Below are 13,147 nucleotides of genomic sequence, written 5' to 3'. Positions count from 1 at the left end.
CAAAGGGTATTTTTAGTGTTATTTCGTCCATTTAGTTTTGTTGTTTTAGTCTATTTCGTCCAATAAATTTATTTAGTGATGACTCGTTGATGAGCCTTTTGATGAGTCTATATAAATTTAATCAACAAAATAATACTCATAACTTGACTTCACTTTTTCATCTAAAGAAACTCCAATATCTTCAGACTTTGAACTATCTACACAATCAATTTCTTTATGATCTATTTCTATTGACTTTATTTTACACCGTTTAAAACTATTGTCACTTCTTTTTACTACTATACTTTTACCTTTAACTACTTCTTCATTCTGGGAATTGAAGCATAGAATATTTCCACTTGCGTGATAAATTCTTTGTATCTTCACTCCATTAACCTTAACCATATACTTTAATATTGACTCATTTAAAATTTCATATATAGACTTTCCTATAACATTCATAAACTTCACATAAGTATTTTCAAGTTCATTTAACTCAATTGTTTCATCAACTGACCCATGTGCTACCTTATTTCTATATTCAATTAGCATCTCTAATGTATTTAGATTTTCTTTATCTGACCTTCTACTTACAATTGAAGCAACTTCTTCTATTCCAATCATTTTTTCCTCAGCATAATATTCTTTGAACACTTTAGAATTTATAATACTTTTACAAATACCATTTATATCAATTCTACTAAACATCTGATTTAATGCATCGCACCTTAGATTAGTATCATGTTTTGTAAATGCTTTATAATTCAATTTATAGTTTGATTCATTCTTAATGCAACCGCTTAAATTTATTATCAAGTCTTCAATATCTATATCACTATATTTTGCTTTTTTAGTTTCTAATAATAATTCAGAAGATAAATTTAAATTACTTTTTATTATTATATTTGGTAGTTCATTATAATTAGTGATTAATTTATTTAACTCAATCAAATAGGTAACTATAATATTTTCAATATAATTCTCATATGCTCCATATAATCCAATAATTATAGAATTAAAGTTAAATATTCTAGAATCAATTCTTGTATTCTTCTCAATATGATGCATTTTTAATGAACAACTTTCTCCTGAACAACATATTTCATTTTTGTTGTGGACTAACATATTTCTAATTTTCTTCTCTTCTTCTAGAAATTTTATATATGCTTCTATATTTTTTATCTTATTTAAATATTCTCTATATACAACTTTCATAATATATTACTCTAAGAATTCACTAATAAAATCATATATTAAATTTGTTCTTTTAATAATATTTACTTTATTATTATTCCTACCTTCAAAATCATCATAGTTATCCATATAAAATTTTTCTATCTTACTCTGTATTTCTACTTTCTTTTGCATTAAAATATCCTTCTTATCAATGAGTTGACTAAACACCCTTACAATTGGATCATACACTACTTTAGTAGGTCTCTCTAGCCAATACCATTTACCGTTTCTTAACCTAAATAAATAAAAAGCATTTTCTCCCAAAACATCATATATTAGTTTCATGGTATCATTAAAAAGTATATTGTACTTAGTTAAAATTTCACTATTTAATTTATTTCCTTCCCTAAGAATACTATCAAAATAATTTTTCCATGAGTTTACATCATTTCTTGTTTCAAGTAATCTTAGTGCAAAGAATCTTAATACCAACTCAACATCATCCATACACTTAAACATATCATTATCTGTTAATTTACTATCTTCTTCATCAGTTGGAATATTCCACATTATACAAAAATATTTATTTCTTGATAACTTAATACACAATTCATTAAATGGTCCATTATACAAAGCATTTCTCGACTCTTGATAACTTAATTTAACTCCACCACTATTTAGTCTTTCAAATACTAATTTTTTCAAGAAGTTTGCTTTTTGTTCATTATTATTACCTGTTTCATATAATAAAATGATAGATGATAAATACCTTCTATCGATTCCTTCTCTAATTTTTGTTGGCAATTCACTATATGTTTTTCCATTTAATTCTGACCATTGTTCTAAACCTTCTAACTTAAACTTATCACTATAAAAATCGCAAATAGTTGTTAACCTTTGTAATCCATCCATTACTTCAAATTTAGCAAATTCATACTCATATAAGAAAATAGGAGGTATAGGTACATTAATTATAATTGATTCTATTAATCTAGACTTCTTAGTATCATCCCATCTTCTTCTTCTTTGATAATCAGGATTAAGTTTATACTTACTATTTTCCTCTGTTATCATTTCTAAAATTGTTGATAATGGATATCTTGCTTGTTCAGTTACTATCCTTATATCTCCTGATATGTATTTCATATTGATTTCTTCATCATTATACTTCCTTAATTCCTCTATTTCTTCTTCCCTATTCTCATAAACTTCTCCATCAAATAACTTTAAATCCATTTAATCCCCTCCTAATAATCAATTATACAATATTAACCAATCATATTAAACATTAATCTAAAATCTTCTTTTATAGAAGATTATACACTTTCTAATGCAATTAAATCTTATTAAGTGGTTTATTATCAATACAAAATGGTTTCAAGTATAATTTAAGTATTCTACTGGGTATCTTTAAGGTAATGCCCCTCTATAAGGAAAGTGATTACTGAAACGACTTTATTATCTGAACCCACTTTTATATTAACCTTTATAGAAATTCCAAATAATAATTTGATTTTGCATCAATTATTATTTATATTGCATTAAAGGTAAATATCAATTACAACCCATGTTGCTAACTACATTTACCTACATACAGATCGAAAGGAATGATGATTATGAGAATTGAAGAAAACTATATATATTTCAATAAAGGGGATAACAAAATTGTAGTTAATGATAAGAAGATTACTATACCTACTTATATTAATAATGCTAGAAGTAGATATCGCTTTAACACTACAAATAACGTGATAGAGAAACAATGTAGTAAATGTTTAACATTTTATGATGTTTTGAAGTCAACTGATAATGAATTTACTGATATCCATAAGGAAGAAGAAATTCATTTGCATAGCCAAAAATCTGGTTTTGCAAGTGCTTGTAATAAATGTAAAGGTCAAGTTAGACCTTCTACTCCTAAAAAAGATACTTATCCTACATCCGAAGAATCTTTAAACCTTAACATACCTTTATCCCTTAAAAGAACTTATCAACATGCTGCAATAGACAATAATTGCACCTTAAAGGATTTAGTCATTAAAGCATTAGAAGAATATAAAAAATTTCTTTAAAAACTCCAACTTTTGGAGTTTTTTATTTGATTTTTAGTTATAAGAGTTTTTATAATGCTAGAAATTTATTTAAGGAGGAGTTTAAATTGAATATTAAAAAGGTATTAATGGAGTACAAAAACTACCTAGATTACGAAAATAATGTTGGGTATCCATCAACAAACACTAGAGATCTAGATGATATTGCATTTGATTTAGAACAACTACTAGAAGTTAAAGAAAACTTTTTAGAGGTGAAAGATGTTATTTTCACAATGGAATCTTACCCTGTCTTTATACATTGCTCTAAACTTTATAAGGAAGAGTTCTATGAACATTTTTCTAATTTAGATGCCAGTATCAAAAAGAAACTATTAGCATTTCTAATAAATAAAATGGTTTATCATAATACTGATCAATTATTTGATGCTGTTACTGATTGTAACTTACACGATGTTTGTAAAATTAATGACAAAGATACTTTTTACAATAACAAATTAGTTGCTATGAACTATTATTCTAACTTAAAAGCATTAGAAATTAATCATGTTGCTGCAAAATATATTGAAAAATATAGAGAAGAATTAGAATATTTGAAAACATTAAATATAAATAATTTAATTACAGGATTCTTTAATCATTTTCTTTCAGATGCTACTTATCACTATAGATTAAGGCTTATAAATGAATTATATGTACATCTAGAAAGTAAATTTAAGAATAGTATTAAAAGGATAATTGAGATTGGATTAAATAGCAATGATGAAATTATAAAGGAATATAGAGATGAATTTGAATATTTAGATTTTGCATTTAGATACAAAAATAATAAACTTTAAATAAAAAATTGCATCAGCGTCAGCTGGTGCATTTTTTATTTAAAAAGTTATCTAAAAATTTGAAAACCTTCTTTCAACTGGTTATATTGTTTCAAATTCAAAAAAGAAAGGAGGTTTTATACATGGATACACTTAAGGCAATGACTAATATTTATATCACAAATGATTATTTTAATAATAATCCATATTTTGGTAGAGTATGCACTAATAAGTCTTTAGGGCTTTTCTATCACGCTAAAATAGATAATCTTAATATTATCTACTCTATTTCTAGAGGATTTTTGCAAGTTACTACATCTATAACAAAATTTATGTATAACAATAATCATGTTATTTTTAACTTCAATGACTTATCACTCTTTTACAAAAAAATGAATTTAACACTTAGATTTCTATTTAAAGGCTTTCCCATTAAAAACTTTAAAGATTGGAATATCACAAGGCTAGATTTAGCATCAAACTATATATGTTCATCTGCCAAAGATAAGTCTGTTTACATTGAATACTTTAAATCTCTTAAATATTCAAGAGCAAATAAAACCGATTATAAGACTAGTGTACACGCCAACAATAAAAGCATTTGCTACAACATTTACGATAAAAATGTAGAGGCTAAAAATAACAATATTTATATTAATGATAATATCTTAAGAGTAGAATTTCAGTTTAAAAATCCATATCTTTATAGAAAATTTAAAGATATCAAAACAGTAGATAGTATTCTAGACAATCCAATATTATTGAATAATCTTTATAGTGAAAAACTTAGTAGTTTAGGATTAACTATTAACCCCCAAACAACTGCTGCTTTAAATAACACATTAGATACCTTAAATAAATCTAAGAAAATAACCTCATTACTTGCCACTAATATTAAGGCTTTTTTAAATAAAACTTTAAAGGAGCCTATTTCCTCTGCCACAATTTATCAATATAAAAAAATTCTTAAAACTCATAACCTAAACATAAATACTATTAATGGTTCTATAGATAAATATATAGATTTTAATAACTTCCAATTATTCACTACTGAATATACTAACTCATTATCACAAACACTAACTTTAAAATATTTAAGACTGCTACTATTATTATTAGAAGAATTTATAATAACCAATAATTATAATATTATTTTAGAAAATTACTATATCTATCAATCTTATATGAGTATTGCTTTCTATGATGATAGTTGATTCTCTAATAACATCCTCTTCTTCCTTCTAAGTTTAAAATTTAATAACCCTATTTAGAGTATTTTTACTTGCTACTTTTAAAAAGTTGCTTTAACTATACTCTTTTTGTGTTTTCTAATTTCTCTGTTTGTTTTATTTTTCATTACTTTCAATGCAAATGTTAATGTCTCTATATAATTCTGAATCCCATCATAACATAACTTTTCAATATTTTCATATTCATTAATAAGAATATCTAATACTTTTTTTACAACTAATAATCCTTTAAAATATAATTTTTTACCTATATCTATATAATTATCTCCAGCATAATAATATTTTCCCCAAACAATAATCATATTAAATAACTTCAAGTATACATATAATGCTATTGAAATAACTAAATTATTATCTACATAACAATTTGTACTATAAAAACCATCTCTATCAACATAATCCCATTGCGTAATCAGATCCACATGAACATGGGCACTTAAATAACTATAAAGTATACTTAAATACTCATCCCCTTCATTTACTTCTTTTAATCTACTTAAACTCCTACAGTCTTTACTTTTACTCTTATTCCATCTAATCTTATTATTTTCTATGTATAAATGCTCAAATCTCCATTTCAGAGAATTGTAGTATAATTGTTTACTAATATTAGTATCTCTTCTATAAGCCTTTCCTATTTCATAACTTTCTAATAGCGTTCTTGTTAATATTAAACTTCCATCAAAATCATTATTTTTTAATAGCAATGAAATAGATTTTAAAATACTTGTACTTTTAGTAAATATAAATTTATCAAAGTTTCTATTAAAATCTTCTGTATTTAGATCATTTACTAAAATATCAGCAAGAAACTTTTCTTCTATTAATTCATCAGCAAAGGTTATTAATTGATCAAATAACTCATTAATTTCTATTGTATCTAACATAAACCAGTCCTCCTTACATTTTAATGTTAACGTAAGGTATATATACTTGTCTGCCATTAATTTTAATATAGAAAAAGCATAGAGCTACGCTCTATGCTAAAGTGAACTTTTAAGAATAGATTCCATTAATCTATTACTGTAATCCTTTTGTTTTTGAATTTTCTTTTCTAATTCATCACACAATATCATTAATGAATCAACTTTTTCTACTATACGTTTTTGTTCTTCTATTGGTGGCAATGGTATTATGGTTGATTTTAATTTTGTTCCATTAAAATTTGCTTGCCCATTTTGTTGAGTTATTTCAGGTTCAATCTGGCTAATCCTATATAAATTTGAGTTCATTACAATATTAATATATTCAGCATTTACCATCTCATTAAATAATTCTATTCTTATCAAATATGATGCAAATGTCATTGAATTATCTAATCCTTTGAATACTGCTGTTTTACCAACTAACTCATAACTATTAGTTCTATTAAAAAGCAAATCTTTATTATTCAAATACAATCTTGGTAAATCTTTAATATCTGAATCAACATACTTTAAATTCTTGTAGTCTATCTTCCCATCAATTATATTATTCATCCTTAAAACAGGTACTTTACTTTGATCTAAATCCGCCTTTGTAGAAGTTCCATATTCAATTCCCTTTGCTAGAGTTCCTAACCTCACTAAACTCCACCTACTTGGAATGATGTAAGGATTATCACTTATTTCTGCTAAAGGCTTTTCTTTCTTTATCTTCTTTTCTTTAATTAATCTTTCTTTTTCTTCTCTTATCTTCTCCAAAAGAACCTCTGCTGGTTCATCATTTGAATCTTGTGGTACTAATTTTCCTTGTACTGCCAATTGAATAATGCAATTTTTTAATTCCTTAACTGCATTATCTCCTAAAGATAAATCTTTAAAATTTAATAATATAAACCTTAATGTTTCTTCTAACTCTTCAACAGTAGAAACATTGCCTACAGCATTAAATACAGATTTAGCGGCTAATTCTCCATAATGAACTTTTTTCTCTAATGCTTTTTCTAATTTATCACAAAAAACCATTAATGAATCAACTTTTTCTACTATACGTTTTTGCTCTTCTAATGGTGGAATAGGAATTAATTTTTCATTTAACTTTTTAAAATTCCTCCCATAATCTCTACTATCTATTTTTACATTTTTTAAGAACCAATAAAAATATTTGATATTACAGCATATAGGTAGTAATACTTTTACACCATCAGCACCACATATAAAATCAAAATCAACTAATTTTACTTCTTTTGTGTGATCACCAAATATTACAACACTATTTCCTTCTAACTTTACAACTTTATCAACTTGATTTGAATAACCAACTATTAACTCTTTACCTTGCGAAACAACCGGAATTTTACCATTTTCTTCTAATTCGTTAGTCTTAATTTTAGAAGAAGAATTTCCATATACAGAATATACATTAGGAAGTTTGCACCATCTCCAACTTTTAGGAATAAAATATTCAATTTCATCTTCACTAATTTCTGCTAAAGACTTTTCTTTTTTTATTTTCTTTTCTTTAATTAATCTTTCCTTTTCTTCTTTAATCCTATCCAGTAAAACACTTGTTGGTTCATCATTAGGATCTTGCTCCACTAATTTTCCTCTTACCGCTAAATCAAGTATGGTTTCTCTTAACTTCTTAACCTTTTCTGGTCTATCAAAGATGGTTTTAAATTGCTCTAACATCATATCCATATTAATTACCACCTAAAATCTTTTTTAATTCTTCTATAAGTTGATTTTGTATTTCATCTACTTCTGCTTTAGCATTATTATACTTTTCAAGTAGTGCAACCGGATCTCCTAAGTCCTCTTCTTCTTTATTTGGATTCTTGAAATCTAAATTATAATTTCTATTTTTTATTTCTTCAATAGATACCTTCCAAGCATTTTCATTTTCTTCTCTATTAGTCCACCATGATTTTTCTAGTTCAAACTCTTCACTTCTTATTGGTTTAGTTTTTGTATAGTTTTTATATCCTTCTGGTAGTGGATGTTCAAAATACCAAACTTCCTCTGTTGCTTTTCCTTTTTCAAAGAATAGAAGATTTGTATTAATTCCTGTATATGGAGCGAATACACCATTTGGCATTCTAACTATTGTATGAAGGTTAAATTCACTTAATAGTTTTTCTTTTATTTTTGTTTTAACCCCTTCACCAAAAAGGAATCCATCAGGTAAAACTACCCCTGCTCTTCCATTTTCACTTAATCTATACATTATTAATGTCATAAATAGATCAGCAGTTTCTTTTGTTTGGAATTGACTTGGGAAGTTCGTTAATACTGTATCCTCTTCAATTCCACCAAAAGGAGGATTCATTGCGATTACATCTATCATTTCTGTTGGTTTTAAATCCCTTACATTCTTCATAAGAGAGTTATCATGCTTTATTTGTGGCACATCTATATCATGAAGAATTAAGTTAGTTGTTGCTAATAGATGTGGTAGTGGTTTCTTTTCTACCCCTATTATTGATTCTCCTAACACCTTTAAATCTTCAACCTTACTTTGTTGCTTTTTCATATGCTCAATAGCACAAGTTAAGAACCCAGCAGTACCACAAGCAAAATCTGCTACCTTTTCACCTAATTGTGGATTTAGCATTTCTATTATAAATTGTGTTACAGGTCTTGGAGTATAGAATTCTCCTGAATTTCCTGCACTTTGTAAGTCTTTTAATATATTTTCATAAATATCATTAAATAAATGCCTATCTTCACTTGCTGTAAAGTCTATTTCATTTAATTTATTTATGACCTGTCTTATTAATGCACCAGATTTCATGTAGTTATATGAATCTTCAAATATAGCCTTAACTAAGAAACTCTTTGGGTCTGAATTTTCATCTAGTTCTAATTCCTTTAGTTCTTTAAATAGTCTGTTATTCACAAAATCTAAAAGTTCATCTCCTGTCATTCCTTCGTCATCAGCAGCCCAAGCACTCCACCTTAAATCCTCTGGAATTATTGGTTCATAGTCATCATACTCTAATTCCCATTCCTCTTCCTTTGCATCAAATACCTTTAAAAATATCATCCATACTAATTGTGATATTCTTTGTGCATCTCCATCTACCCCTGCGTCTTGACGCATAATATCTTGAACACCTTTTATTACTCCTGTAACTGACATATCTTTAGTCTCCTTCTTTCTAGTTTATGCAATAGTATATAGTTCTTTAACTAATTCCTTAACTGCCTTTTCATATTCTTTCTTTCCACCAAAAACCTTTTTTACTATTTCAAGTTGAGTTCCAATTTCCTTAAAGTCTGGTAGTTTTAAAACCTTAATATCTTCAATGTTTTCTATACCTTCATTTGAATATTTATCAAGAAGTTTTTCTAATACTATTCTTGCCTTTTCATTATACTTACCAAAGTAATTTCTCTTTTTAACATTATTTGCTCTTTCTTTTCTTGTTAATACTGGCATATCAAAAGCAACATGGCATACTAAATCAAAAACATCCATATCTTTTCCTACTTCTTCTAATAAGTCCTCTAAGAAAATACCTTCCTCTTCAAAGTGTTTTCTTAATTCTTCTTTCTTTTCAGTTTCAGTCCATTTTCTTAAAAACTCATCTAAAGTTGAAAATTCCTTCTTTATATTCTTTTTAGTATAATCTATTAATGATTCAGTTATTAACTTACCATCAGCACCATAATATTGAACTCTATCATTAATAACTCTTACTGCTACATCATTAACATAATACTTTTTTCTTCCTTCTCCACCTTCAAAAGGATCGTTAATAAAATCTGAACCACTTGGATTATCATCGCCTGGTTCATCATATGTTGTTCCCTCATTTCCTTCATCTAATAGAGTATCATCTATTACTTCATCATTTTCATCTGGAACTTCCTCTGTTGAAACCTCTTTTATTCTTACAGGATCTCCATCAAAGTCCTTATCTGCAAATAACCTTGAAACATCTCTAAAGTCTATAAGAGTAAAATACATCTTTCCATAATCTTCTCTTATTCTTGTTCCTCTTCCTAAGATTTGCTTAAACTCAATCATAGAATTAATTTCTGAATCTATAACTATGAACTCACAAGTTTTACAATCTACTCCTGTTGTTAATAACTTTGATGTTGTTACTAATGTAGGATATTTTTCACTTGGAGTGATAAAGTTTTCTAATTCATCTTTACCATCTTCATCATCCCCTGTAATTTTCATTACGTACTTGGAGTTTTGTGAATATAAATCACTATTTTCATTAATAAGTGCTCTTTTCATTCTATCTGCATGGTCAATATCTGTACAGAAGAATATTGTTTTAGCCATTCTCTTATTATTCTTCTTTAAATAATCACTTACATATTTAGCAACTATTTCTGTTCTCTTTTCTAATACAAGATTTCTATCAAAATCCTTCTTATTATATATTCTATCCTCTAATTCTTCACCATATTTATCTCTCTTACCTTTTTCAGGTCTATAACCTTCTAAATCTCTATCTAATCCAACTCTTACTACTTTATAAGGTGCTAAGAATCCATCATCAATTCCTTGCTTTAAAGAATAAGTAAATAAAGCATCCCCAAAGTAATCTATATTAGAAACATCTTTAGTTTCTTTTGGTGTAGCAGTTAACCCTACTTTTGTAGCAGAATCAAAATGATCTAAAATCTCCCTCCATGCTGAATCATCCTTTGCTGAACCTCTATGGCACTCATCTATGATAATTAAATCAAAATAATCCTTACTATATTTTTTATATAATTTCTTTTCTTCTGTTTCACCAGTTAGACTTTGATATAGTGCGAATTGAATTTCCCTAGACTTATCAGCAGTTCTATTTTTTATCTTATTAATATTGTCCTGAAGAGGTTTAAAATCTCCAATTATAGTTTGATCAACTAATATATTTCTATCTGCTAAATAAAGTATCCTCTTTTTCATCCCTGACTTAAATAACTTATAAACTATTTGAAAGGCTGTATAGGTTTTCCCTGTTCCTGTCGCCATTACAAGTAATACTCTATCTTGTCCTTTTGCTATAGCCTCCACAGTTCTATTAATTGCAATTCTTTGATAATACCTTGGTGGAAAACAATCTTGGTCATAGTAATAACTATGAGTTACTACATCTTCAACTTCTTCTGTTATTCCCTTATAGTCTTTATATCTATTCCACAACTCTTCTGGAGTTGGAAACTCATCTAAAGTCAATTCTCTTTCAATAGTCCCATTTGTTTTAGTTCTGTCATGCTCTATAAAGCCATCACCATTACTTGAATATACAAATGGGATGTCCAAAATTTCACCATAATTTAATCCCTGCTGCATACCTGCATCAAGTGTATGTTTATTATCCTTAGCCTCAATTATGGCTAGTGGTAAATTATTTTTATAGTAAAGGATTATGTCTGCCCTTTTTCTTTTTCCTCTTGTTACAACCTTTTTTCTAACAATTATTCGTCCATCTGTAAAACTTATCTCTTGTGCTATTTGCTTTTGTTTATCCCATCCTGCATTTTCTATAGCAGGCATAATATATTTTGAAATAATGCTTGCTTCACTTAGGCTTTTCTTATTCAACGTAATCCCCCTCTACCATCTTCTATCCAACCCTATTTTAACATATAATTCACTTGTTTTTTAGTATTATTTGTTATTTTTACATATTTCCCTCAAACTCTTCGCAATTAAAAATAATATAATCTTCTAACTTATTTTGTCTGATTTTAAATCAATTGTGTTATTAGTCTATATACATAAATAAATTCCATTTAGTTTTTTATTTTATGGTAATTTTTTAATAACCTGTGTTATTAATTACTATTACTTTTTTACAACATAATTATTTTAATATGATGTTTGATTAAAAGCATCATTAGTAAATAAATTATTGTAATTTTTTTTAATGTTCATGGCTGATTTTAAACTTTTGATGTTATAGATAAATATTATATTAAAAATCATGTTAATGCCAATTACTTTTACAACATCATAATTAATAAGATACATGTTTAGATAAAGGTTATTGGTTATTATATAACATACTTTTTAATAAAAAATTTGAAACTTTACAACAAAAATTATTAAAACATAGGAGGATGATTTATATGAAGGAAGGATTAGAAAAAAATATGGAAATATCAAAGTTTTATAACGTTAAAGATATACAAAGAATATTAGATGTAAGTAGATCTACTGCATACAACATTGTTGCAGGTGAAGATTTCCCTAAATTTAGATTAGGTAAAAAACTAATTAAAATCCCCAAGACAGATTTTGAACTTTGGTTAGAAAATTCACTTATGAAAGGATGTATATAAAATGGAAAAGAAAAAGAAGGAACTAGGAAAAGGCAATCCCTATCAGAAGGTTCAAGGAGGAAGTTGGTATATCTTTTGGTATGTAACAGACACTCTAACTGGTAAAAGAAAACAATGTCGTAAAGGTGGATTTAGGACTAAGAGAGAGGCTCAAACATATTTAGACAAAATTAAAGGTGAAGTTGCTACTGGGATTTTCCGTGATGGAGATAATTTAACTTTTAAACAATATTCTAGCGAATGGCTAAATAATAAGAAAAATCTTTCTCCTACAACTATAGAACATTATTCATTTTTACTTGATAAACACATAATACCTCTTTTAGGAGCAAAAAAACTAAAAGATTTAAGTCCAAGGGTTATAGAGCAATTTTATAATTATAAAGAGAACGAAGGTATTATAAGTAATACTACAATTAAACATCTTCATAGACTTATAGTAAATATATTAAATAGTGCTGTAAGAAAAGATTATATGTTAAGTAATCCTGCAACAAAGGTGGACAATATTCCTCAAAAAAATGAATTTAATCCAGAACTAATAGAATTAGAAGATATTCAAAGGGTTATAAATTCTAAACTGATACCTATAGACTAGACACTTAAATAAAAGGGTTTATGGCTATAGGTATTTTTTATATAATTAAATAAAT

At 26.8% G+C, this 13,147-nt stretch carries 11 protein-coding genes; 5 read left to right on the top strand and 6 right to left on the bottom strand.

The features are described 5' to 3' along the window. Nucleotides 1–117: 117 nt before the first annotated feature. Together I2E83_RS00055 and I2E83_RS00050 are read right to left on the bottom strand one after the other, a co-directional pair. A complete protein-coding gene (locus I2E83_RS00055) occupies nucleotides 118–1,194 on the bottom strand; it encodes an MAE_28990/MAE_18760 family HEPN-like nuclease (protein ID WP_195428107.1) in 1,077 nt (358 codons plus the stop codon). Nucleotides 1,195–1,200: 6 nt separating this feature from the next. Continuing rightward, nucleotides 1,201–2,391 carry a DUF262 domain-containing protein gene (locus I2E83_RS00050; RefSeq protein ID WP_195428105.1) on the bottom strand — a complete coding sequence of 397 codons (1,191 nt, stop codon included), beginning with the start codon at nucleotides 2,389–2,391 and terminating at the stop codon, nucleotides 1,201–1,203. 380 nt (nucleotides 2,392–2,771) lie between these two features. On the opposite strand from I2E83_RS00050, the gene I2E83_RS00045 reads away from it, so the two are divergent. The 3 genes from I2E83_RS00045 to I2E83_RS00035 all read left to right on the top strand — a co-directional run bounded on the left by I2E83_RS00045 (nucleotide 2,772) and on the right by I2E83_RS00035 (nucleotide 5,238). Continuing rightward, the gene (locus I2E83_RS00045) at nucleotides 2,772–3,227 is read left to right on the top strand and encodes a hypothetical protein (protein ID WP_195428103.1); all 456 of its coding nucleotides are present in this window, start codon (nucleotides 2,772–2,774) and stop codon (nucleotides 3,225–3,227) included. Between the two features lie 86 nt (nucleotides 3,228–3,313). Then, nucleotides 3,314–4,045 (top strand): hypothetical protein, encoded by a 732-nt coding sequence (locus I2E83_RS00040; RefSeq protein WP_195428102.1) that lies wholly within the window; start codon nucleotides 3,314–3,316, stop codon nucleotides 4,043–4,045. A 122-nt stretch (nucleotides 4,046–4,167) separates the two neighbouring features. Beyond that, complete coding sequence (locus tag I2E83_RS00035) at nucleotides 4,168–5,238, top strand: hypothetical protein (protein WP_195428099.1); 1,071 nt, start codon at nucleotides 4,168–4,170, stop codon at nucleotides 5,236–5,238. Nucleotides 5,239–5,315: 77 nt separating this feature from the next. Here the strand turns inward: I2E83_RS00035 and I2E83_RS00030 are convergent, their stop codons facing one another. The 4 genes from I2E83_RS00030 to I2E83_RS00015 form a co-directional block, all read right to left on the bottom strand. Then, nucleotides 5,316–6,161, bottom strand: a complete 846-nt coding sequence (locus tag I2E83_RS00030; protein WP_195428098.1) for a hypothetical protein — start codon at nucleotides 6,159–6,161, stop codon at nucleotides 5,316–5,318. Between the two features lie 96 nt (nucleotides 6,162–6,257). After that, nucleotides 6,258–7,895, bottom strand: a complete 1,638-nt coding sequence (locus I2E83_RS00025) for a restriction endonuclease subunit S (RefSeq protein WP_195428096.1) — start codon at nucleotides 7,893–7,895, stop codon at nucleotides 6,258–6,260. Nucleotide 7,896: 1 nt separating this feature from the next. Further along, nucleotides 7,897–9,336: a class I SAM-dependent DNA methyltransferase gene (locus I2E83_RS00020; RefSeq protein ID WP_195428093.1), complete on the bottom strand. Its 1,440-nt coding sequence runs from the start codon at nucleotides 9,334–9,336 to the stop codon at nucleotides 7,897–7,899. Nucleotides 9,337–9,360: 24 nt separating this feature from the next. Then, the gene (locus tag I2E83_RS00015; RefSeq protein WP_195428091.1) at nucleotides 9,361–11,754 is read right to left on the bottom strand and encodes a DEAD/DEAH box helicase family protein; all 2,394 of its coding nucleotides are present in this window, start codon (nucleotides 11,752–11,754) and stop codon (nucleotides 9,361–9,363) included. Nucleotides 11,755–12,281: 527 nt separating this feature from the next. On the opposite strand from I2E83_RS00015, the gene I2E83_RS00010 reads away from it, so the two are divergent. Beyond that, nucleotides 12,282–12,494: a helix-turn-helix domain-containing protein gene (locus I2E83_RS00010; RefSeq protein WP_195428089.1), complete on the top strand. Its 213-nt coding sequence runs from the start codon at nucleotides 12,282–12,284 to the stop codon at nucleotides 12,492–12,494. A gap of 1 nt (nucleotide 12,495) precedes the next feature. After that, nucleotides 12,496–13,092: an Arm DNA-binding domain-containing protein gene (locus I2E83_RS00005; RefSeq protein ID WP_195428087.1), complete on the top strand. Its 597-nt coding sequence runs from the start codon at nucleotides 12,496–12,498 to the stop codon at nucleotides 13,090–13,092. Nucleotides 13,093–13,147 lie beyond the last annotated feature (55 nt).

It is taken from the genome of Clostridium sp. D46t1_190503_E9, from assembly GCF_015555225.1.
Lineage (GTDB): Bacteria > Bacillota > Clostridia > Clostridiales > Clostridiaceae > Clostridium.
The sequence above is the reverse complement of the archived record's forward strand: the minus strand, read 5'-3'. Positions and strand labels throughout refer to the sequence as shown.

Coding starts and splice junctions, on each gene's coding strand:
- I2E83_RS00030 (WP_195428098.1), bottom strand. CDS start 6,161: ATGTTAGATACAATAGAAATTAATGAGTTATTTGATCAATTAATAACC.
- I2E83_RS00055 (WP_195428107.1), bottom strand. CDS start 1,194: ATGAAAGTTGTATATAGAGAATATTTAAATAAGATAAAAAATATAGAA.
- I2E83_RS00025 (WP_195428096.1), bottom strand. CDS start 7,895: ATGGATATGATGTTAGAGCAATTTAAAACCATCTTTGATAGACCAGAA.
- I2E83_RS00020 (WP_195428093.1), bottom strand. CDS start 9,336: ATGTCAGTTACAGGAGTAATAAAAGGTGTTCAAGATATTATGCGTCAA.
- I2E83_RS00010 (WP_195428089.1), top strand. CDS start 12,282: ATGAAGGAAGGATTAGAAAAAAATATGGAAATATCAAAGTTTTATAAC.
- I2E83_RS00005 (WP_195428087.1), top strand. CDS start 12,496: ATGGAAAAGAAAAAGAAGGAACTAGGAAAAGGCAATCCCTATCAGAAG.
- I2E83_RS00035 (WP_195428099.1), top strand. CDS start 4,168: ATGGATACACTTAAGGCAATGACTAATATTTATATCACAAATGATTAT.
- I2E83_RS00050 (WP_195428105.1), bottom strand. CDS start 2,391: ATGGATTTAAAGTTATTTGATGGAGAAGTTTATGAGAATAGGGAAGAA.
- I2E83_RS00045 (WP_195428103.1), top strand. CDS start 2,772: ATGAGAATTGAAGAAAACTATATATATTTCAATAAAGGGGATAACAAA.